Annotated in this window: 20 protein-coding genes and 2 tRNA genes; 13 read left to right on the top strand and 9 right to left on the bottom strand. The window is 67.1% G+C overall.

Features of this window, described 5'->3' with window-relative positions:
* Nucleotides 1–303 precede the first annotated feature (303 nt).
* The gene (locus ABD104_RS02500) at nt 304–1323 is read right to left on the bottom strand and encodes a Bug family tripartite tricarboxylate transporter substrate binding protein (RefSeq protein WP_165962995.1); all 1020 of its coding nucleotides are present in this window, start codon (nt 1321–1323) and stop codon (nt 304–306) included.
* Nucleotides 1324–1384: 61 nt separating this feature from the next.
* A complete protein-coding gene (locus ABD104_RS02495) occupies nt 1385–2923 on the bottom strand; it encodes a UbiD family decarboxylase (protein WP_243724352.1) in 1539 nt (512 codons plus the stop codon).
* A 372-nt stretch (nt 2924–3295) separates the two neighbouring features.
* Between ABD104_RS02495 and ABD104_RS02490 the strand changes: the two genes are divergently transcribed.
* From ABD104_RS02490 to ABD104_RS02480, 3 genes are all read left to right on the top strand, one after another.
* Complete coding sequence (locus tag ABD104_RS02490; protein WP_132978877.1) at nt 3296–4489, top strand: ATP phosphoribosyltransferase regulatory subunit; 1194 nt, start codon at nt 3296–3298, stop codon at nt 4487–4489.
* Between the two features lie 38 nt (nt 4490–4527).
* On the top strand, nt 4528–5823 hold the full coding sequence (locus ABD104_RS02485) for an adenylosuccinate synthase (protein WP_087840199.1): 1296 nt from the start codon (nt 4528–4530) through the stop codon (nt 5821–5823).
* A gap of 63 nt (nt 5824–5886) precedes the next feature.
* Nucleotides 5887–6423 carry a phosphoribosyltransferase gene (locus tag ABD104_RS02480; protein WP_087840198.1) on the top strand — a complete coding sequence of 179 codons (537 nt, stop codon included), beginning with the start codon at nt 5887–5889 and terminating at the stop codon, nt 6421–6423.
* Nucleotides 6424–6550: 127 nt separating this feature from the next.
* Here the strand turns inward: ABD104_RS02480 and prpR are convergent, their stop codons facing one another.
* A complete protein-coding gene (prpR, locus tag ABD104_RS02475) occupies nt 6551–8545 on the bottom strand; it encodes a propionate catabolism operon regulatory protein PrpR (protein WP_087840292.1) in 1995 nt (664 codons plus the stop codon).
* Between the two features lie 166 nt (nt 8546–8711).
* Here prpR and ABD104_RS02470 point away from each other — a divergent pair, with 166 nt between their 5' ends.
* Nucleotides 8712–9908: a CaiB/BaiF CoA transferase family protein gene (locus ABD104_RS02470; RefSeq protein WP_087840197.1), complete on the top strand. Its 1197-nt coding sequence runs from the start codon at nt 8712–8714 to the stop codon at nt 9906–9908.
* Nucleotides 9909–9937: 29 nt separating this feature from the next.
* Nucleotides 9938–10915, top strand: a complete 978-nt coding sequence (locus ABD104_RS02465) for a Bug family tripartite tricarboxylate transporter substrate binding protein (protein WP_087840196.1) — start codon at nt 9938–9940, stop codon at nt 10913–10915.
* Nucleotides 10916–11007: 92 nt separating this feature from the next.
* On the opposite strand, the gene ABD104_RS02460 is transcribed toward ABD104_RS02465, so the two are convergent.
* Both ABD104_RS02460 and ABD104_RS02455 read right to left on the bottom strand, forming a co-directional pair.
* A tRNA-Leu gene (locus tag ABD104_RS02460) sits at nt 11008–11092 on the bottom strand.
* Between the two features lie 86 nt (nt 11093–11178).
* A tRNA-Leu gene (locus ABD104_RS02455) sits at nt 11179–11263 on the bottom strand.
* A 114-nt stretch (nt 11264–11377) separates the two neighbouring features.
* Here ABD104_RS02455 and rnr point away from each other — a divergent pair.
* Together rnr and rlmB are read left to right on the top strand one after the other, a co-directional pair.
* Entirely contained in the window at nt 11378–13828 is a 2451-nt protein-coding gene (gene rnr / locus ABD104_RS02450) for a ribonuclease R (protein ID WP_087840195.1), read from the top strand.
* Between the two features lie 96 nt (nt 13829–13924).
* A complete protein-coding gene (gene rlmB / locus ABD104_RS02445) occupies nt 13925–14665 on the top strand; it encodes a 23S rRNA (guanosine(2251)-2'-O)-methyltransferase RlmB (protein WP_087840194.1) in 741 nt (246 codons plus the stop codon).
* A gap of 106 nt (nt 14666–14771) precedes the next feature.
* Here the strand turns inward: rlmB and ABD104_RS02440 are convergent, their stop codons facing one another.
* The 4 genes from ABD104_RS02440 to lexA form a co-directional block, all read right to left on the bottom strand.
* Complete coding sequence (locus tag ABD104_RS02440; RefSeq protein WP_140416885.1) at nt 14772–15098, bottom strand: hypothetical protein; 327 nt, start codon at nt 15096–15098, stop codon at nt 14772–14774.
* Nucleotides 15099–15114: 16 nt separating this feature from the next.
* Nucleotides 15115–15522 carry a hypothetical protein gene (locus ABD104_RS02435; protein ID WP_132978874.1) on the bottom strand — a complete coding sequence of 136 codons (408 nt, stop codon included), beginning with the start codon at nt 15520–15522 and terminating at the stop codon, nt 15115–15117.
* 239 nt (nt 15523–15761) lie between these two features.
* Nucleotides 15762–16631 (bottom strand): hypothetical protein, encoded by an 870-nt coding sequence (locus ABD104_RS02430; protein WP_087840193.1) that lies wholly within the window; start codon nt 16629–16631, stop codon nt 15762–15764.
* 21 nt (nt 16632–16652) lie between these two features.
* Nucleotides 16653–17303: a transcriptional repressor LexA gene (gene lexA / locus ABD104_RS02425; RefSeq protein WP_087840192.1), complete on the bottom strand. Its 651-nt coding sequence runs from the start codon at nt 17301–17303 to the stop codon at nt 16653–16655.
* Nucleotides 17304–17493: 190 nt separating this feature from the next.
* Between lexA and ABD104_RS02420 the strand changes: the two genes are divergently transcribed.
* From ABD104_RS02420 to ABD104_RS02395, 6 genes are all read left to right on the top strand, one after another.
* Nucleotides 17494–18453 (top strand): asparaginase, encoded by a 960-nt coding sequence (locus ABD104_RS02420; protein ID WP_087840191.1) that lies wholly within the window; start codon nt 17494–17496, stop codon nt 18451–18453.
* Between the two features lie 263 nt (nt 18454–18716).
* Complete coding sequence (gene rpsF / locus ABD104_RS02415; RefSeq protein ID WP_087840190.1) at nt 18717–19088, top strand: 30S ribosomal protein S6; 372 nt, start codon at nt 18717–18719, stop codon at nt 19086–19088.
* A 94-nt stretch (nt 19089–19182) separates the two neighbouring features.
* Entirely contained in the window at nt 19183–19515 is a 333-nt protein-coding gene (gene priB, locus ABD104_RS02410; protein ID WP_087840189.1) for a primosomal replication protein N, read from the top strand.
* Between the two features lie 28 nt (nt 19516–19543).
* Nucleotides 19544–19816 (top strand): 30S ribosomal protein S18, encoded by a 273-nt coding sequence (rpsR, locus tag ABD104_RS02405; RefSeq protein WP_087780204.1) that lies wholly within the window; start codon nt 19544–19546, stop codon nt 19814–19816.
* Between the two features lie 18 nt (nt 19817–19834).
* Nucleotides 19835–20290, top strand: a complete 456-nt coding sequence (rplI, locus tag ABD104_RS02400; RefSeq protein WP_087840188.1) for a 50S ribosomal protein L9 — start codon at nt 19835–19837, stop codon at nt 20288–20290.
* 226 nt (nt 20291–20516) lie between these two features.
* Nucleotides 20517–21908 (top strand): replicative DNA helicase, encoded by a 1392-nt coding sequence (locus tag ABD104_RS02395; protein WP_087840187.1) that lies wholly within the window; start codon nt 20517–20519, stop codon nt 21906–21908.
* Nucleotides 21909–21947 lie beyond the last annotated feature (39 nt).

The following is a 21947-nucleotide window of genomic DNA, read 5'->3' as shown; positions in this document are numbered from 1 at the left end:
GCCTTGCCCCATGACTGTCAACATCTTTTCTCGAAATCAAAAAGCAGTTGTAGCAACGGAGAGTCGGGAGACCATCAACAACCTTTTATGAATACCCATTTTTTTCAACCCAACCGGATGCCGGGCAGTATCGCCAGTCTCCGCCAGCCCATTGGTACCCCAGGATGCGGTGGATCCGGCTTTGCCGGTCCACCCCGCATTGCCCCCTTGAGGGGGCGCCCGAAGGGCGTGGGGGTGGGCTTCCCTTCCGGTCCGCCAGTGCCGCCCCCTGGGGGGCGCGCGTCAGCGCGTAGGGGGGGGCTTCTACTCAGGAGTAATGCCAGCGGCTTTGACGACGGCGCGCCATTCGGGGATTTCCGTGCGGATGCGGTCGGCCATTTCCTGGGGGGTGCTGGGCAGCAGTTCCACGCCTAGGTCGACGAATTTGTCGTGCGTGGCGGGTTGCTTCAGGATACGGACGACTTCGCGGTTCAGTTTGGCGACGACGGGGGCCGGCATGCCGGCGGGGCCGGACAGGGCGAACCAGACGTTGGCGCTGAAGCCTGGCAGCGTTTCGTTGATCGTGGGCAGGTCGGGCATGATCTCGGTGCGCTTTTCACCCGAAGTGGCCAGCGCCGTGAGCTTGCCGGCGCGGACGTGGGGCAGGGACGAGGCGCCGCCTTCGAACATCATGTCGACCTGGCCGGCGATCAGGTCCGTGCTGGCATTGGAGCTGCCCTTGTAGGGCACGTGCAGGATGTCCACGCCGGCCTGTTTCTTGAACATTTCCGCCAGCAGATGGTGCGAGCTGCCGGAGCCCAGCGAGGCATAGGTGTACTTGCCGGGCGAGGCTTTGGCGGCGGCGATGAGGTCGGCCACGGTGCGCATGGGCAGGGCCTTGTTGACCACCAGGTAGGTGGGCGTGTCGAACAGCATGGAGATGGGGGTGAAGTCCCGCTGCGAATCGTAGGGCAGCTGCTTGCGCAGCAGGGGATTGAACACCATGGCGCTTTGCGTGGCGATCAGCAGCGTATAGCCGTCGGGCGGTGCCTTGGCCACGGTCTCGGCGGCGATGGTCTGGCTGGCGCCGGGGCGGTTTTCCACGATCACGGGCTGGTTGAAGGTCGCCGACAGTTGCTGAGCGATGTAGCGGGCGAAGGTATCGCCCAGCCCGCCGGCCGAGTGGGGGGAGATGATCCGGATCGGCTTGGTCGGGAAATCGGTCGCGGCATCCTGGGCGGACGCCGGCTGGCAGGCGAACAGCCCCGTGGCGGCAAGCGCCGCGAGCAGGGTACGGCGATGGGTATCCAGGCCGGCGGGGCGCCGGCTCAGCGGTTGGGTCATGGCGTGTCTCCTGTGCGGGGCTGGTCGGCCGTGCCGCCGCCCCGTCGTTTGCCGTGGAAAATCAACGGAAGTGGTAGCGGCCTTCTTCATCCCGGGCCAGGGGACGCTTGCCGGCGGTATCCTCCAGCCAGCGCACGATCTCGCGGCCGTCGTCGCTGCCGGTCGCGGCCATCAGCTCCTCGAAGTACTTGGGGCCGTCCTCCAGCGCTTCCTCGAGGGAGGCGAAGCGGGCGCCCTCGTAGCGCGGGGCGGCGGGAACCCGGTATTCCAGGGGACGTTGCGTGCCCGGGGCGAGCAGGGGCAGGGTCAGGTCGAAACCCGCCTTGGCCCCGGTGCGGGCGCCGTTCAGCGAGGGGTCCAGCGGCATGGCGCGCATGCCGGTCTGGATCACCAGGTCGCGATCGGCCTGGAATCGGGTGCCCAGGGCCCAGTCCATCTGCGCATCCGAGAAGATGTCGATGTCGGGATCGACCACGAATACGTGCTTGACGTTCGAGAGCGAGCCGAACACCGCGGCGATGGCGTTGCGGGCCTCGCCCGGCACGCGCTGCTGCAAGGCGATGCGCACGTTGAACATGCCGCCGTTGGCCGGCGCGGCGAAGACGCCGCGCACTTCCCGCACCGCGGTCTCGAGCGCGCGCCAGATCATCACTTCGGTGCGCAGCGCGTTCAGCTGCGCGGTATCGGTCCAGGCCATGTTGGGGCCGCTGATGGTGGCGGTCTGGAACACGGCGTCGCGCCGGCGCGTGATGGCCGTCACGTGGAACAGCGGATTCTTCTTGACCACGCCGTAGTAGCCCAGGAACTCGCCGTAGGGGCCCTCGGGCTCGACGTGGCCGGCCTCGTCCAGATAGCCTTCGATGATGAATTCCGCGTCGGCCGGCACCAGCAGGTCGTTGGTCACGCACTTGACCACGGGCAGCGGGGCGGCCCGCAGGCTGGAAAGCAGGCCCAGCTCGTCGCCGGGAATGCGCATGGTGGCGGCGATGTGGTCGATGGGGTTCGAGCCCACCGCGAAGGCGATGGGTACCCGCTGGCCGCGGCCCGCCTGCTTCAGGTACAGGGCGCGCAGGTCCGACGGCGCGACCAGGTCTATCCCGGCCGTGCGGCGGCCGCGCAGCATGAGGCGGCGCACGCCCACGTTGGTCCAGCCGGTGTCGGGGTCCCGCGTGAAATCGATGGAGGCGGAAATATAGGGCGCTCCGTCCAGTCCGTGCTGCAGGTGGACGGGCAACCGGGTAAGGTCGCAGTCATCGCCTTGCAGGACGATCTGCTGGACGGGGGCCCGGGACGCCGGGATCTCCACGAACTCGGGCCGGTTGCGCAGCCGCCGGGTCACTTCGGCGGGCAGTTCGGCCGGCGTCGTGCCGAATGCCAGGGCGAGCCGTTCGCGGCTGCCCGCGGCGTTGCCGCACAGCGGCGTGTCGGCGCCGCCCGGGCGTTCGATGAGGACCGCCTTGGGGCTGCGCTCCAGGATGGCGGCGACGTCGCGCAAGGCCGCTTCGGGCTCGCGCAGCAGGGCACCCTCGTCCAGGGATTCCAGGAAGCGCCTGAGACGGAAGGCGTCCAGGTCGGGCAGGGCGGGGGAAGGCGAAGGCACGGCGGTCTCCGGGGGCTGGTTCGGGAAAGAGGACCTCCGGGCCGCCGCCGTCGCGGCGCCGCCCATCGGTCCGGGCTGCCGCGTTATTTAAATGCACCCCACCGTGGGGCGTAAGCAAAACATTTGAATGACGTGATAGAAGAACGTGAACAATGCGTCGGCCCCGCACCACGCAAGCTTGATTTTGTCGTGATTCGAGCGGACAATAGCGTGTAAGCCAAGAGGTATGTCCGAATTCATCATTGCACCAACTTGGTGCGATTCGGGCGACCCAAGCTTGGAAGAAGCGGTTGATGGGCTTGCACGTGTGCATACCCGCAGCCGCTTTTTTTTCGTCCATCGTTTTCATTGAATCGTTTGCGAGATCCCCGCATGGGCAAATGGCTGTTGCCCGAAAGCCTGGCAGACATCCTGCCGGCCGAGGCCCGGCGCATAGAAGAATTGCGCCGCTTGTTGCTGGACCTGTACCGCACCTATGGCTATGAGCTCGTCATGCCGCCGCTGGTGGAGTACCTCGACTCGCTGCTGTCGGCCAGCGGAGGCGACATGGACCTGCACACCTTCAAACTGGTGGACCAGATGTCGGGCCGCTCGCTCGGTATCCGGGCCGACATGACGCCCCAGGTGACGCGCATCGACGCGCATCTGCTCAACCGGGCCGGCACCACCCGCCTGTGCTATTGCGGAAGCGTGCTGCACACCTTGCCGCGCGGTCTCTGGGCCACGCGCGAGCCGCTGCAGATCGGCGCCGAGCTGTATGGCCATGCCGGCCCCGAGGCCGACATCGAAATCCTGCAACTGGCGCTGGAAAGCGTCCGCCGCGCCGGCGTGGCCGATTACCGGATCGACCTCAGCCACCTGGACGTGGTGCGGGCGCTGCTGGAAACCGATCCGGCCGCGGCGGCCCGCGCCGACGAGATCTTCGGCCTGCTGCGCGAAAAGGACATCCCCGGCCTGGCGGCGCTGAGCCCCGGGCTGGCGCCGGCCACCGCCCAGGCGCTCCAGGTGCTGCCGACGCTGTACGGCGAACTGGACGTGCTGGAGAAGGCCCGCGCGGCGCTGCCCGCGCTGCCCCGCATCAGCCAGGCGCTGGACATGCTGGCCTCGCTGGCCAAGGCGCTGCCGGGCGTGGACATCGGCATCGACCTGGCCGACGTGCGCAGCTTCAACTATCACACCGGCGTGGTCTTCGCGGTCTATTGCGGCGGCTGGCCCAATGCGGTCGTGCGCGGCGGCCGCTACGACGACGTCGGCAGGGTATTCGGGCGTGCGCGTCCGGCCACGGGCTTCAGCCTGGATCTGCGCGAATTGGCCGGGCTGCTGGCGCCCGCCACCGCCAGTCCGGCGGTGCGCGCCCCGTGGGGCCTCGAGCCCGGTCTGGTGGAAGCCGTGCGCGCGCTGCGCGCCGCCGGCCAGATCGTGGTCCAGATCCTGCCCGGACATGAACACGATCAGCAGGAATTCGTCTGCGATCGCGAGCTGGTGCTGCGCGACGGCGCCTGGCGGGTCGAACCCCTGGCCAGCGCCGAGACCGCCGCCCGGCCATCCCCATCCACCGCAATCTGACGCCCGTCGCGGGCGGATTTTAGAGAAGCAGAAGCAACATGGCTAATAACGTCGTGGTTATCGGCACCCAGTGGGGTGACGAAGGCAAAGGCAAGATCGTCGATTGGCTGGCGGAGTCCGCCCAAGGGGTGGTCCGCTTCCAGGGCGGCCACAATGCCGGCCACACCCTGTGGATCGCTGGCAAGAAGACCATCCTGCGCCTGATCCCCTCGGGCATCATGCATCCCGGCATGACCTGCTACATCGGCAACGGCGTGGTGCTGTCGCCCGAGGCGCTGCTGCGCGAAATCGAAGAGCTCGAAGCCGCCGGCGTCGAGGTGCGGGCGCGCCTGCGCGTGTCCGAGGCCTGCCCGCTGATCCTGCCGTATCACGTCGCCGTCGACCAGGCGCGCGAAGCCCGCAAGGGCGCCGGCAAGATCGGCACGACCGGCCGCGGCATCGGCCCCGCCTACGAGGACAAGGTCGCGCGCCGCGCCATCCGCGTCCAGGACCTGTACGATCCGGCTTCCTTCGATGCCAAGCTCGAAGAGGCGCTGGACTACCACAACTTCGTGCTGACCCAGTACCTGGGCGCCCAGGCCGTGGATGCCGCGCAGGTGCGCGACCAGGCCATGGCGCTGGCTCCGGTGCTCAAGCCCATGGTGGCCGACGTCGCCAACGCGCTGTACGAAGCCTCGGCCGGCGGCCAGAAGCTGCTGTTCGAAGGCGCGCAGGGCGCGCTGCTGGACGTGGACCATGGTACCTATCCCTACGTCACCAGCAGCAACTGCGTGGCCGGGGCCGCCTCGGCGGGATCGGGCGTCGGACCGCAGAAGCTCGAGTACGTGCTGGGCATCACCAAGGCCTATGCCACGCGCGTGGGCTCGGGCCCGTTCCCGACCGAGCTGGAAGACGACATCGGCGCGCGCCTGGCGTCGGTGGGCAAGGAATTCGGTTCGGTCACCGGCCGGCCGCGCCGCTGCGGCTGGTTCGACGGCGCCGCGCTCAAGCGCTCGATCCGCCTGAACGGCATCTCCGGCCTGTGCATCACCAAGCTGGACGTGCTGGACGGCCTGGAAACCATCAAGCTGGGCGTGGGCTATCGCGTCAACGGCGAGTTCCGCGACGTGCTGCCCTATGGGGCGGCGGCCGTGGCCAGCAGCGAGCCGGTCCTGGAGGAAATGCCCGGCTGGACCGAATCCACCGTCGGCGTGACCGAATACGATAAACTCCCGGTCAATGCCCGACGCTACCTGGAGCGGATGGCCGAAGTCTGCGGCGTGCCGATCGACCTGGTGTCGACCGGTCCGGACCGCACCGAGACCATCGTGCTGAGGCATCCCTTCAAGGCCTGATCGGACCCGAATCCATCCTGGCGCCCCGGTTGATCCGGGGCTTTTTTGCAACATCCGCACACCATGCAGCAAGATACCGACAAAGATCTCTGGATCAGCTGGGACCGCTACAACCAGCTCATCGAACAACTGGCCCTGCAAGTCCACCAGTCGGGCTGGAAGTTCGACCAGATCGTCTGCCTGGCCCGCGGCGGCATGCGCGTGGGCGACGTGCTCTCGCGCATCTACGACGTGCCCCTGGGCATCCTGGCCACCAGCAGCTACCGCGAGGCGGCCGGCACGGAGCAGGGCCGCCTGGACATCGCGCAGTTCATCACGATCACGCGCGGCACGCTGGAAGGCAAGGTGCTGCTGGTCGACGACATGGTCGACACGGGCGTGACCTTCGATCGTGTGCACCAGCATCTGCTGCAGCAGTTCACGGCGATCACGGAAATGCGCACGGCCGTGCTGTGGTTCAAGGGGCACTCGAAGGTGGTGCCCGACTATTACGTGCAGAAGCTGCCCACCAATCCTTGGATCCACCAGCCGTTCGAGGACTACGACAGCATCCGGCCGTATCAGCTCGAAGCCTGGGTGCGCAAGGGCAAGAGCGACTGATCGTCGCCTGCGTCGTGCGCGAAAGCCCGGTGGGAGCCATCCCTGCCGGGCTTTTTTGCTGCCAGTGATCCGGAACGGCTGGTGGGATGGCGAAGCCAACGCCAGCCATGCCCGCGTGTGCCGGAAGCTACTCGTTCCCGTTGATGGCGGCGCCGCGCCCGGCCTGGCCCTGGAGGAAGCCGTGATGCGGGTGCGCCTGAGCGGCGCCAGGATCGAGCTCGGCCAGCCATCGCCACAACGTCGAGCGGCTGACGCCCAGCAGGCGCGCGGCTTCGGCGCGCCGGCCTCCCGCTTGCGCCAATGCCGCGCGCACGCGCTGCTCCAGCGGGCGCCCGGCGGCCGGACCGGCCCCGCCTGCATTGAACAGTTCAGGGCAGTCATGGACCAGCGCGTCGAGGGGGATGTCACGCGCATCGGCATACTGCGCCAGCGTCACGGCGATCCGCTCGGCCAGATTCTCCAGCTCGCGCACGTTGCCCGGCCAGTGGTAGCTGCGCAGCGCATCCATCCACGGGCCCAGCGCAGTGGCCGCGTCCAGGGATGACCCCAGGCGTTTCAGGCAACGGTCGGCCATGGGAAGAATGAGCGCCGGGATGTCGTCCCGGCGTTCGCGCAGCGCGGGCAGGGCCAGCCGCAGGATGTTGAGGCGGTAGTACAGGTCGCGCCGGAACCGGCCCTGTTCGATCAATGACTCCAACGGCTGGTGCGTGGCGGCGATTACCCGCACGTCGATGGGCAGCGGCGCGGTCGCGCCCAGGCGCATGATTTCCCGTTCCTGCAGCACCCGCAACAGCCGGGTCTGCAGGGGCATGGGCATGTCGCCGATCTCGTCCAGGAACAGCGTCCCGGTATGGGCCGCCTCGAACAGGCCGCATTTGCCCCCGCGCCGCGATCCGGTGAAGGCGCCTTCCTCGTAGCCGAACAGTTCGCTTTCCAGCAGCGACTCCGGAAAAGACGCGCAATTCACGGCCACGAAGGGGCGTCCCGCCCGCCGGCTTTCGTTGTGGATGGCCTGGGCGAACAGTTCCTTGCCGACGCCGCTTTCGCCGGTGATCAGCACGCCCAGGTCCGTGCGCGCGTAGCGATGGGCGGTGGCGACGGCGGTGCGCATGGCCTGGCTGCGGCCGGCCAGGCTGGCGAAGGTATGGCGGGCCGTATGTTGCTGGCGCCGCTGCAATATGCGCAGGCTGGCGTCGGCCGCCTGGATGGCGCTTGCGTCATGCAGCGTCAGCGCCGCGCCGACGATGTCCCCATGTTCCCGTATCAGGGTGCGGTCGACCACCCAGTCGCGCTGCCCGAAGCGCAGCGCGATGGCCCGTTCCTGGCGTCCGCTGGCCAGCGTGGCGCGCAGGGAAAGCGCTGGTTCGAGATCGCCCAGCGTCTGCCTCCGCAGGAGCGCGTCCGGCTTGCCCAGCAATTGGCGCATGGGCGGGTTGATGGCGATGATGCGGTCTTCGCGGTCGACCGCCACCACGGCTTCCTGCAGGTTGTGCAGGACGCTGTGCAACTGCTCGTAGCGGCCTGCCTCCAGGCGCGCCACCCTGGCCAGTTCCAGGGCGTCGTCGAATCCCTTGCGGATGCTGGCCAGGGAATAGGCCAGCAGTCCCCGCAGCCCGGCCTGCTCGGCCAGTTCCACCACCAGGCTGGAACCGACGATGACCTCGTATCCCTCCTTGCGCAGCGTCTCGAAGCGACGCCGGGCGTCGTCCGGTGTCCGGTAGGCGTGCTGGCTGATGCCGATGTTCAGCAGGTCCTTGACGTCGTCGAGCTCGGGGATGGTCTGGCCGTACATCACCACGCCGACGCGATCGGCGACCCGGCGCGCCCGGATCAGCGCCTGCAGCAGGTCGAAACCGCCCAGGTGGATGGTGGCCACCGGCGCCTGCAGGCCGGCCCGCAGGGTGGCGGCGTTCGAACCCGCGCTGACGAAGGCATCGGCCATGCCGCGCTCGACCCGGTCCTGCGCCACGGCAAGGGCATCGCCGAACGTGGCGTCGACCACCTCGATGCGCGCCCGCTGCGCATATTCGGCGACCACGGGCATGGCCAGTTCGCGGATGTGCCGGTAGCTGACGAAGCACAGGCGCGGCAGGCCGGACGGAGGCGAGGAAAGGGGAGGCATGGTCATGTCTTGGTAAGACGTACGGTTCGTCTCATGATTGTTCCATGAAACGTCCGGACAAAGTCGCCATTCCGGGAAAACGCCGATGGATCAAGGGCTTGGCGCGCAAACCTCGGATGGCACGGGGATTGCAGTGTCCCGGCATCGTCTTCAAGGAGATACCGGATTGGCCCTCGAACACATTACCGTGCTGGATCTGACCCACATGCTTTCCGGGCCCTACGGCACCATGCTGCTGGCCGACCTGGGCGCCCGCACGATCAAGGTCGAACCTCCCGGGCGAGGCGAAGGCACGCGCCGGCTGCTCGAGAACGACCCGCAGCATTCGCGCGACGGCATGGGCGCCTACTACGTCACGCTGAACCGGAACAAGGAAAGCGTCTGCGTCGACCTGAAGCAGCCGGCGGGCCGCGAGATCTTCCTGGACCTGGTGCGGCGCGCCGACGTGGTGTTCGACAATTTCAGCGTGGGAGTGACCGAAAGGCTGGGTATCGATCATGCGTCGCTGGCCAAGGTCAATCCACGCATCGTCACCTGCTCGGTGACGGGATTCGGGCAGACCGGGCCGGCCACGCAGCGTCCGGCGTTCGACCAGGTGGTGCAGGCCATGGGCGGCGGCATGTCGATCACCGGCACGCCGGCCACCGGGCCGATGCGCAGCGGCATCCCCATCGGCGACCTGGGCGGGGGCACCTTCGGCGCGATAGGCGTGCTGGCGGCCCTGGTCGAGCGCGAGCGGACGGGCAGAGGGCAGCACGTCGACATCGCCATGCTGGACGTGCAGATTTCGCTGCTGAACTACATGGCCACGATGTACTTCATGTCCGGCCAGATTCCCGAGGGCATCGGCAACGGCCATTTCGTACACGTGCCCTACAACTGCTATCCGACCGCGGACGGCCACATCATCATCGCCTGCATCGGCGACGCCTTCTTCGAGCGCTTCGTGGAGTTCATCGACGTGCCCGAGCTGCGGCGACCGGAGTATCGCCAGCAGCCGGTGCGCTTCGCCGACAAGGCGCGCATCGACGAGATCATCTCGGCCGAGCTGCGCAAGCAGCCCACCGCGCATTGGCTCGCGCGGCTGGAGGCCGCCCGCATTCCCTGCGGCCCGGTCAACGACTTCGCGCAGGCGCTGGCCGACCCGCAGGTGGTGGCGCGCGGCATGGTGGCCGAGGTGCCGCTGCCGGATGGAACGTCCCTGCGCATGCCGGGCAATCCGGTCAAGCTCTCGGGCTCGGCGGCGGCGACCTTCGGCGCGCCGCCGCGGCTGGGTGCCCAGACCGACGCCGTGCTGGGCGACTGGCTGGGCTATGCCCCGGACCGGCTGGCCAGCCTGCGCGGACAAGGCGTGATCGGCTGACGACAAGACCAACACGAGGAGGAGACAACATGGCGATACGATGGCTATCCGCATTTTCCGCGCCCTTGCTGGCCGCGCTTTGCCTGGCGGCCGGAAGCGTCCGCGCCGAGACGTACCCGGCCAAGCCGATCCGGCTGATCGTGCCGTTCGCACCCGGCGGCGTGACCGACACCGGCGCCCGCATCGTGGCCGAGCACCTCGGCCACCGGCTGGGCCAGCAGGTGGTGGTGGAGAACAAACCCGGCGCTTCAGGCAACATCGGCACGCAGCTCGCGGCCACGGCCGCGCCGGATGGCTACACGCTGGTGGTGGGTTTCGATGGCACCCTGGTCATCAATCCCCACGTCTATGCCAAGGTACCGTTCGACACCTTGCGCGACCTTGCCCCCGTCAGCAAGATCGGCGATGCCGCGCTGGTCATCGTGACCAACCCCGCGCTGCCGGTGACCGATTTCGCGTCACTGGTCGCCTACTCCAAGCGCAACCCGGCCGGCGTCTCGTATGGCAGCGCCGGCACCGGCAGCACGCCGCACCTGGCGGGTGAGTTGCTGCGGGTGCGCACGGGCGCCAATTTCGTCCACATTCCCTACAAGGGCGGCGGCCAGGCCATGGCCGACGTGGTCGGCGGGACGCTGCCCATGCTGTATACGGCCGTGGCGGGGGCGTACCCCTTCATCCAGCGCGGCCAGATGCGCGCCGTGGCGGTGTCCAGCGCGCAGCGCCTGGCGTCGTTGCCGGACGTGCCTACCGTGGCCGAGACGGTGCCGGGGTTCGAAGTGACGTCGTGGATAGGTATCCTGGCGCCAGCGGGCACGCCGTCCGCGATCGTCGACCGCCTGCAGCGGGAGATCCGGGCCGTGGTGTTCCAGCCCGAGGTAAAGGAGCGTCTGGCGGGGCTGGGCATCGTCGCATCGGGCAATACGCCGGCGGAGTTCCGCGGCCAGATCGAGGCCGATCTGCGCAAGTACGCCGACGTGGTGAAGGCGGCCAACATCCGCATCGATTGATGTCCTGATGCGCGCAGGCAACAAAAAACCCCGCCAACCGAAGCTGCGGGGTCTTGCCTGCGGATCCTGCCGGATCCGGAACTGCCATCAGTTGGTGCCCAGGAGAGGACTCGAACCTCCACGCCGTTAAGCGCTAGTACCTGAAACTAGTGCGTCTACCAATTCCGCCACCTGGGCACTGCCGTACAACCAAAACCACCCTTCGAGCGGGTATTCCAACTCGGATTTCCAACTACCTGGAAGGCTTGCGCCTGCCAAAGAATTGGTGCCCAGAAGAGGACTCGAACCTCCACGCCGCTAAGCGCTAGTACCTGAAACTAGTGCGTCTACCAATTCCGCCATCTGGGCATTGTCGCAACGGCCTAACATTTGCTGCGGTAAACTCAAGTTATTCCTTGCGTGTACCGTTGCATGCGGGGCAGTAGCAACAGAAGCTGCGCATTATAAAGAGAACCTGAAACTTTGACAACTCGATCCCATAACAATCTTCCCTCTACGCCCGCGGACTTCGATCCCGACGTGCCCACTCGCGAGCAAATCCTAGGATTGCTGCGGGAGGCGAATGCCCCCATCGCTCCGGCGGAACTGGCGCGTCGACTGGGTGTGGACCCGGGCAGCGTGGGCTTCGAGCGCCGGCTCGCCGCCATGGAGCGCGACGGCCAGTTGATGCAGAACCGCAAGGGCGCGCTGCTGCTGTCGACCAAGCTCGACTTCATCGCCGGCCGCGTACAGGGGCACCGCGACGGTTTCGGCTTCCTGATCCGCGACGACGGCCAGACCGACCTTTTCCTGCCGCCCAAGGAAATGCTGAAGGTCCTGCACGGCGACCGCGTGCTGGTGCGGCCGGCCGGCAGCGACTACCGCGGCAAGCCCGAAGGCACCATCGTCGAGGTGCTGGAGCGGCGCACCAACAAGCTGGTGGGGCGTTTCCTGAACGAGCGGGGCCTCTCGATCGTGGTGCCCGAGGACCAGCGGATCAAGCACGACATCCTCGTGCCGCCCGGCGAAACCGCCCAGGCGCAGCACGGCCAGGTCGTCACGGTCGAGATCATCGAGCAGCCCACGCGGCATACGCAGCCGCTGGGCCGCGTGGTCGAGATCCTGGGCGAGATCGACGATCCCGGGATGGAGATCGAGATCGCCGTCCGCAAGTTCGACGTGCCGCATGAGTTCTCGGCCAAGGCGCTGGCGCGCGCCGAGCGCCTGCCCGCCGAGGTGGTCAAGGGCGACCTGGCCGGACGCTACGACCTGCGCGACGTTCCGCTGATCACCATAGACGGCGAGGATGCCCGCGACTTCGACGACGCCGTCTACTGCGAACGCGTGGAACTGGGCACGGGGGCCCGCAAGCGGGCAGGGTGGCGGCTGATCGTCGCCATCGCCGACGTGGCGCACTACGTCACGCCCGGCGACGCGCTGGACGCCGATGCGCTCGAGCGCAGCACCAGCGTGTATTTTCCGCGCAAGGTCATCCCCATGCTGCCGGAAAAACTCTCCAACGGCCTGTGCTCGCTGAATCCCAACGTCGACCGGCTGGTGCTGGTGTGCGACATGGTGATTCCCGCCACCGGCGCCAAGGGCGGGACGGTCCAGGCCTACCAGTTCTACAACGCCGTCATGCACTCGCATGCGCGCACCACCTATACCGAGGTCTGGGCGGCGCTGCAGCAGCCCGACGGGCCGGCCGCGCGCAAGCATGCGGACGTCCTGCCGCAGATCCAGGACCTCTATGCGTTGTACCAGTTGCTGGCGCTGGCCCGCGAGAAGCGGGGCGCGATCGACTTCGACACGGTCGAGACCAAGATCGTCTGCAATGAACTGGGCCGCATCCAGAGCATCGTTCCCTACGTGCGCAACGATGCCCACAAACTGATCGAGGAATGCATGCTGGCCGCCAACACCTGCGCGGCCGACTTCATGGAGCGCAGCAAGCATCCGGGGCTCTACCGCATCCATGAAGGGCCCACCCCGGAAAAACTGCAGGCCCTGCGCGACTTCCTGAAAACGCTCGGCCTGTCGCTGGGCGGCGGCGACAAACCGGCCGCGGCCGATTACTCGGCGCTGCTGGCCAGCGCCAAGAACCGGCCCGACGCGCCGCTGCTGCAGACCATGGCACTGCGGTCCATGCAGCAGGCGATGTACAGCCCGGACAACGTCGGCCACTTCGGCCTGGCCTATCCGGCCTATGCCCACTTCACCTCGCCGATCCGGCGCTATCCCGACCTGCTTACCCATCGCGTGATCAAGGCGCTGCTGCACGGCAAGCGCTATGTCCCCAACGCGCTGGAAGACATGCCGGTCATGCCTGGCACCGCCAAGGAGCAGGAGCACGCCCTGTGGGAAAAACTGGGCCTGTTCTGCTCGGCCAATGAACGGCGCGCCGACGATGCCTCGCGCGACGTCGAGGCCTGGCTCAAGTGCTGGTACATGCGCGAACGCGTGGGCGACGTCTTCAGCGGCACGGTCACCGGCGTCGCGCCTTTCGGCGTGTTCGTCACGCTGGACGAACTCCACGTCGAAGGGTTGGTCCACGTGTCCGAACTGGGCGCAGAGTACTTCCAGTTCAACGACGGCCTGCACGAGCTGCGCGGCGAACGTACGGGTATGCGCTATCGCCTGACCGACAAGATGCAGGTGCAGGTGGCCCGCGTCGACCTCGAGGCACGCCGCATCGAATTCAAGCTGGTCAAGGGCGTGACCTACGAGGGACTGCGCAAGGCCATCAAGCGCGACAGCGCGCCCGCGCCCGAGCGCAAGCCGGCCAAGCCCAAGGCCGTGCTGCTGACCGACATGTCGAAGATGCCCAAGGGCAAGAAGGCCGCGGCAAAGAAGCACGCCGCTCCGGAGAAACCCGCCAGCGCGCGCAGCGGCAAGCGCGCGGCGGCCAAGCATGGCCGCGGCAAGCGGCACTGAATCTCTGGTCTAATAACGGCATTGCGGCGCTGCCTGGGGCAGCGCCGCGTCGTTTTTGCCGCCGCGTCGCGGCAGGTATTCATGTCGGGGTGAAAGATGGCAGCAAGCCAGGTTTTGGTCGGATTCCACGCGGTGGCCGCACGGCTGCGCCATGCGCCGGCGTCGATCAAGGATATCTACGTCGAGGAGGCACGCCGCGACCGGCGCATGCTGACGCTGGTCGAACAAGCCCAGGCCGCCGGATGCAAGGTGCATCCCGTGGCGCAGACGCGCCTGGACGGGCTGGCCAAGGGGCAGCGCCACCAGGGCGTGGTCGCGCTGGCGGAGTCGCTGGAATTGGCGATGGACGTGGATGAAGTGCTGGACGATGCCGAGGGCCCGGCCTTCCTGCTGGTGCTGGACGGCGTCACCGATCCGCACAACCTGGGTGCCTGCCTGAGAACCGCGGACGGGGCCGGCGTCCATGCGGTGATCGCGCCCCGCGACCGGGCCGTGGGCCTGAACACGACCGTCCAGCGCGTGGCCTGCGGGGCCGCAGACAGCGTTCCCTACCTGACCGTGACCAATCTGGCTCGGACCATGCGCAGCCTGAAGGAGCGCGGCGTCTGGGTGGTCGGGACCGACGACGAAGCCACCGAGACCATGTACGACGTGGACGCTCGCCAGCCCATCGCCTGGGTCATGGGCGCCGAAGGCGAGGGCATGCGCCGCCTGACCCGCGACACCTGCGATCAACTGGTCCGGATCCCCATGCAAGGGTCCGTGGAAAGCCTGAACGTCAGCGTGGCGTCGGCCGTCTGCATGTACGAGACGCTCAGACAGCGGGCGGCGAAGTAGAACGGCCGGGAGGCGTCAGAACAGTTTCTCGGACGCCTCGATTTTCCTGCACTGGCCGCTGGCAAGCGGAGTGTTCAATCTGCCGCTGATCCTGTCAGGGCGGCGCTCAAAACTTGGTGTCCGGGACATAGCTTCCCACGCTGCATACGCCGCTGAAGTTGTTAGCCATCTCCGTGGTTTCAATGCTTATTCGGCCGGTTTTTCTATTGATTTCCCCTCCGGTGTACATTCTTTTGTTGCTGATCAGCCTGCTGTGGAAAACGATTCTTTCGGACAGGACTTCGTAGTCTTGGGAGTAGTCGCCGGGGGTTCCATAGCCATTGTCTAGTGGATCTGACTCGCTAAAGGCATAAGCCGGCCAGCATGCCGCCCATGCGATCAGACCGGCCATTGCCGCCATTGATCGGCCCCTGGTTTTCCCGCGTTTCTTCATGGCTCGTCTCTGGCGGCTATTTGAGCGAAATACGGGCGGTGACCGTGCATTCGTGGGTGTCGACAGGACCTGTGGGAGGGGGCATGCCTGTTTCCATCGCGTATTGAGCCTGCAATGCTGGCTGCCACGGCTTGGTCTTGGTGGAGGAGCAGTCGCAGGCGCCCAGACTGATGTCCTTGAAGTTGCTCTTGCGCTGGGCGAACTCCGAGGCGCGGGACTTGGCCCGTGCGCAGGCCGCCGCGCGAGAGCTGTAGCTGATGGCTGCGGACTGTTCCTCGACGGCACGGGGGCCGTCCGAACCCGAGCTTGAACCCGAGCCTCCGATCGAGACGCCTTGGGCAGCCGCGCTGGCACACCAGACGGATGCGGCCGCAGCCGTGGCAAGTACCGCAAGGGCGTGGAGGACGTGGGATTTCGCTTGCATGATGGCCTCTTCCGGGATTGGCGCAGCGAGGGGAGTGGAGCAACCAGCCTAGCAATGAGTACGAAAAAATACGTACTCCAAATGGGGGGGGATTGCTGGCTTACAACAACTTCCGCAAGTGCGTAGATCCGCCGGTGAGACGTAAAAAAGCCCACGAATTTCAAAAATTCGTGGGCAATGGAGCATCGGAGCACAGGCTCCGCAGCAGTCTTATCCTGCTGCGAGTGCCGTAGGGAGACTCAGGCGTTCCAGCCTCGAGAAAACAGCAGCGCCAGTGCGGAAGGATAGCTTCGGCTGCTGCTTGCGCCGCGACGTTGCTTGAAGGGCCACGGGCTGCGATTCGCGGGAGTCGGTTTGGCATGCGGCCCATGTTGCCCGGTTCGCGGGATGATGGGCCGTTGCGCCGGCAGCGTATCCGCATCCGTGCCATGCGTGTCCGTTTCCTCGGCGGTGCGCGTGTGCGTTCCCGCCGCGGCGAGCCCGGCCGCACGTTTGAACCCCGGCTTGAACCCCGCACGCACCGTTTGCTGGCCGATGTCCAGCGTGACCGCGCCTTCGCCGCCCTGGGCAGCCGGCGCGATGCGCTGGAGCCGGATCTGGCCGGCCTGGCTCATGTCCGCCAGCAGCCGCAATTGGGATGCCGAGGTCGTGGCGGGCGTGCTGCAGGTATGGAACAGGAAGGCGGGGCAGGCGGCCAGCCGCGCGGCCATGTACAGGCGGCGCACCGTGCTTTCGGATTGCGCGGCCGCCTGGTCAGGGGGCAGGATGGCGACCAGCGCCGCGAACTCGCCCGCCCGCACGCCGGATTCCAGCTGGTCCAGGCCGTCCAGGGGGTGGTCGGTGCGCACGAGCTTGACGCATTCCAGCGAAACGCCGTGCTGGATCAGCGCGGGGGCGTAGGACAAGTACGGCGGCACCAGCAAGGCCACCGTGCGGCCGGCCTTGGTGAGCCGGCTCAGCAGCGGGCCGAGCAGGTTCAACTCGCCATGCCCGACGCGCGGGACCAGGATTTCGGTAAGTGCGCCGACGGGCCATCCGGCCTGGGGCAGGGCGGCGTCGAGCGCGGGAAAGCCGCTGGAAAGACTGGAGCTGGGCGTGCAGTGTTTCATGATGGTCGTCCGTCTGGGTCTTCAATGCACCAGGCCGGCCCGGATCAGGCCGACGGCGATGCCCTCGAGCGCGAAATCGTCGCGCTCGCGATCGACTTCGATGGGTTGGAAGTCGGGATTGGCCGGCAGCAGGCTCAGGCCGGTTTCGGTGTAGCGCAGTTCCTTGACGGTGACGTCGTCGCCCAGGCGGGCCACGATGATCTGCCCGTCGCGGGCCTGGGCGGCCTTCTTGACCGCGAGCAGGTCGCCGTCGAGGATGCCGGCGTCGCGCATGCTGTTGCCGCGTACCTTGAGCAGGTAGTCGGGCCGCTGCGAGAACAGGGCCTCGTCCACGCCGATTTCCTTGTCGATGTGCTCGGTGGCCAGGATGGGGCTGCCGGCGGCGACCCGGCCCACCAGCGGTAGCACCAGTTGCGCCAGCACGGGGTGCGTGAGCTGGAGCGGCGGTTCGGCCGCGACGGGGTCTTTCAGCCGTATCCCGCGGGAGGTGCCCGCGGACAATTCCAGTACGCCCTTGCGCGCCAGCGCCTTCAGGTGTTCCTCGGCCGCGTTGGGCGAGCGAAAGCCCAGCGCCTGGGCGATTTCGGCCCGGGTGGGCGGAAAGCCGGTCTTGACGATGGCCTGGCGAATGAGATCCAGGATTTCTTGTTGGCGTGCGGTCAGCTTGGACATCTCGGGCTCCGTGGCGGGGCGCCCGCCACCGGGTGGCGACGGCGCGTGTCGGGCTTCTGTGGTTTTATCCAGTAACTGTATTTTTATACAGTATCGATGCGCGACGCAAGCGAAAAACGCAAGTGTCGCGGGAACGCCAATCCGGCCGCGGGTATCATCGGGCTCTCGTCCTTCCGTGCCCGCGTCCGCCATGTCCCTGCCACGTCTTTGCATCGTCGCCACCGGCGGCACCATCGCCGGGGCCGGCGCCCGCCCCCAGGCCACGATGGCCTATGCCGCCGGCGCGCTGGACGTGGCCGAGCTGTGCGCCAGCGTGCCAGGCCTGGACGAAGTGGCCGACATCCGGGCCGAGCAGTTCGCGGCCATCGACAGCAAGAACGCCACGCCCGCCTTCTGGCAGTCGCTGGCCGGGCGGGTGCAGTCACTGCTCGACGCAGGCGCCGACGGCGTGATCGTCACCCACGGTACGGACACGCTCGAGGAAAGCGCGTATTACCTCCACCTGGTGCTCAAGACCGACAGGCCGGTGGTTCTGGTGGGCGCGATGCGCCCGGCGACCGCGCTGTCTCCCGACGGCCCGCTGAACCTGCTGGACGCGGCCACGGTGGCCGCCCATCCGCAGGCGGCCGGGCGCGGCGTGCTGGTCGTGCTCAACCACCAGATCCTGGGCGCGCGCGACGCGTCCAAGACCAATGCCAACCGGCCCGATGCCTTTGCTTCGCCCAACGCGGGCGCCCTGGGCTGGGTCCAGGACGGCCGGGTCGCCTGGATGGGGCGGCCGGAACGTCCGCACACCAGCGCCACGCCTTTCACGGCCGCCACGCCGCTGCCTCCGGTCGAGGTGCTGGCCGGCTATGCCGGCGGCTCGGCCGCCCTGATCCGGGCGGTGGGATCCACCGGGGCGCGCGGCCTGGTCTGGGCCGGGACCGGCAACGGTTCGGCCAGCGCCGACGCGCAAGAGGCGCTGGACGGACTGGAGCGCGGCGGCGTGGCCGTGGTCCGCGCGACCCGCACGGGCAGCGGCTGCGTCGCGGCCTCGGGCGGGCTGCCCGGCGCCGGTACGCTGTCGCCGTGGAAGGCGCGCGTGCTGCTGATGCTGGCGCTGGGCGCGGGCATGGACGACATCCAGGGCGCCTTCGACACGTATTGATCCGCCCGTGCGAGGCCGGCCAGCCCGCAACCGCGGCGGTGCATCCATGCCCGGAAATGGGCCCCGAAACCACGCCGCACGGCGGTTCTCGGGCCTTTGGCTTGCTTTTTGCCCTTCTGCGGGCGATAATAGAGGGCTTGATTTTTGGCGGAAGCCATTTTTTCGCCAGATTGATCCCTTGTCCGACTCTAGACGCTTGAGCGGACTTGCGCCTACAGCGGGCCCCATCCGGACGCCCGCGGGACCATCCATAAGGAGCTTCGATGCGTCACTATGAAGTAGTTTTCATCGTTCACCCGGACCAGAGCGAGCAGGTTCCGGCCATGGTCGACCGTTACAAGTCGCTGATCACCAGCCAGGGCGGCACGATCCACCGTCTGGAAGACTGGGGCCGCCGCCAGCTGGCGTACCCGATCCAGAAGCTCGTCAAGGCTCACTACGTGTGCATGAACATCGAGTGCGGCCAACTCACGCTGGACGAACTCGAGCACGCTTTCCGCTACAACGATGCCGTGCTGCGCCATCTCGTCGTCAAGATGAAGAAGGCCGAGACCGCCCCGTCGCCGATGATGAAGATCGTCGAGCGCGAGGAGGCCCGCAAGGTGTCCACCGAAGCCGCCCCCGCCGAGGCCTGAGCCCCGGCTGGACTGGCATGACAGGTCGTTGCCGACCGCCCGCATCGCAGGCCCGCCGTAGCGGGAGCCCGTCGATGCCACGGACGACACGGCGTTGAACAAGGTTCATCTGACCGCCCAGGTGGTCGAGTGCAAGCCGCTCAGGTATACCCCCGCCGGAATCCCGGTGCTGGAACTGGCGCTTGCCCACGAATCCGAGCTGATCGAAGGCGGGAGACCCCGCCGGGTCGAGATGCTCGTCAACGCAGTCGTCGTCGGCGATCTGGCCGGCAGGCTCGAGCGCGAGGCGCTGGGCCGGTCGATCCGGATCGAAGGGTTCCTGGCACCGACCCGGAAAGGTTCAAGCAGACTGAGGCTGCACATCCAGCAGGCCGCCATCGTCCGGCAGGGCGAGGAGGGCGGGCCGGCAGGACAGCCCCAGGTGTGAAACGGATTGAATACCCAAGAGGTACATCATGGCCGCATTCGGCAAACGCAAGGAAAAGAAGAAGTTCGGTCAACAGAATCCGCTGTTCAAGCGCCGCAAGTTCTGCCGCTTCACGGCAGCCGGCGTCGACCAGATCGATTACAAGGACATCGAAGTCCTCCGTGACTTCATCCAGGAAAACGGCAAGATCATTCCTGCCCGCCTGACCGGCACCAAGGCGCACTACCAGCGCCAGCTCGACACGGCTATCAAGCGCGCCCGCTTCCTGGCGCTCTTGGCCTACACCGACAACCACAATTGATTGCCGGGAGAGACCATCATGCAAATCATCTTGCTCGAAAAAGTCGTCAACCTCGGCAACCTGGGTGACGTCGTCCGCGTGAAGAACGGCTATGCCCGTAACTTCCTGATTCCCCAGAAGATGGCCAAGCGCGCCACCGACGCCGCGCTGAAAGAGTTCGAGGCGCGCCGCGCCGAACTCGAAAAGACCCAGGCCGACAAGCTGGCCGCCGCGCAGGCCGTGGCCCAGCGGCTGGAAGGCTACTCGGTGTCCATCACCCAGAAGGCGGGTGTGGACGGCCGCCTGTTCGGCTCGGTTACCAACTTCGACGTCGCTTCCGCGCTGAAGCAGGCGGGCTTCGAGTCGGTCGAAAAGGGCATGGTTCGCCTGCCCAACGGCCCGCTCAAGACCATCGGCGAATTCCCGCTGGAAGTCGGCCTGCATACCGATGTCGTGGCCAACATCACGGTGGTCGTGGTCGGCGAAACCGCCTGACGCTTCTCCGGTCGCGCTTCTCCGAGCCGGCCGGACGTCCACCGCCAGCGCATCCTTCCTGGATGGCGCCGGCACAGGAACCCTCCATTTCTTCACAGAATGGGGGGTTCTTTTTTCGGGGTCGCCCCCGGGGCAGGCGGATGGATTCCTCTTCCGTCCAGCCGGGCTAAACTGTCGTGGGCCGGCATTCCCGCCGCCCATGCTCGAACACCAGGTTTTCCGCTCTATGAATTCGCCCGTCGATCCCCAGCTCGAGTCCCTGCGCGTCCCGCCTCACTCGGTCGAGGCGGAGCAATCGGTGCTGGGCGGCCTGCTGCTGGACAACGCCGCCTGGGACCGCATCGCGGACATCCTCAAGGAAGACGACTTCTATCGCTACGACCATAGGCTGATCTGGCAGCAGATGGCCAAGCTGATCGGGCTGGCGCGTCCCGCCGACGTGGTGACGACCCACGAGTCGCTCCAGACGGCCGGCAAGGCGGAAGAGGCGGGCGGCCTGGCCTACCTGAATTCGCTGGCGCAGAATACGCCGTCCGCGGCCAATATCCGCCGCTATGCGGAAATCGTGCGCGACCGCGCGGTGCTGCGGCGGCTGGTCACCGTGGCCGACGAGATCTCGGCCGCGGCCTTCAACCCCCAGGGCAAGGACACGCGGCAACTGCTGGACGAGGCCGAGTCCAAGATCTTCAAGATCGCGGAAGAGGGCGCGCGCGGAAGCGCGGGCTTCCTGTCGCTGCAGCCGCTGTTGACCCAGGTGGTCGAGCGCATCGACGAACTCTACCACCGTGACAGCACCTCGGACGTCACCGGCGTGCCCACGGGGTTCACCGACCTGGACAAGATGACCTCGGGGCTGCAGCCGGGCGACATGATCGTCGTGGCCGGCCGCCCCTCCATGGGCAAGACCGCGTTCTCGGTCAACATCGGCGAGCACGTGGCGGTGGAAGAGGGCTTGCCGGTGGCGGTCTTCTCCATGGAAATGGGCGCCTCGCAGCTGGCCATGCGTGTGCTGGGCTCGATCGGCCGCCTGGACCAGCAGCGCCTGCGCACGGGCAAGCTGCTGGACGAGGACTGGCCCAAGCTGACGCACGCCATCCAGAAGATGCAGGATACCCAGCTCTACATCGACGAAACTCCCGCGCTCAGCCCCATGGAACTGCGCTCGCGCGCCCGCCGCCTGGCCCGGCAGTGCGGCCAGCTGGGCCTGATCATCATCGACTACCTGCAGCTGATGTCGGGCAACGGCGGTGGCGGCAGCGAGAACCGGGCGTCGGAGCTGTCGGAAATCAGCCGCTCGATGAAGGGCCTGGCCAAGGAACTGAACTGCCCCCTGATCGCGCTTTCCCAGCTGAACCGGGGCCTGGAACAGCGCCCCAACAAACGCCCGGTGATGAGCGACCTGCGGGAATCCGGCGCCATCGAGCAGGACGCGGACGTGATCATCTTCCTGTACCGCGACGAGGTCTACAACCCTGACACGCCCGACAAGGGCACGGCCGAGATCATCATCGGCAAGCAACGTAACGGCCCGATCGGCACTGTCCGGCTGACCTGGCAAGGGATGTACACGAAGTTCGCCAACTTCTCGGGCAACGCGTTCGTCGATTCTGATTATTAGGTCCCCCCGTATCGGCCCCCCCACGCGCTTGCGCGCGCC

This window comes from Pigmentiphaga daeguensis, from assembly GCF_039523035.1.
Classification (GTDB): domain Bacteria; phylum Pseudomonadota; class Gammaproteobacteria; order Burkholderiales; family Burkholderiaceae_B; genus Pigmentiphaga; species Pigmentiphaga daeguensis.
This window is presented reverse-complemented; position numbering and strand designations above follow the sequence as displayed.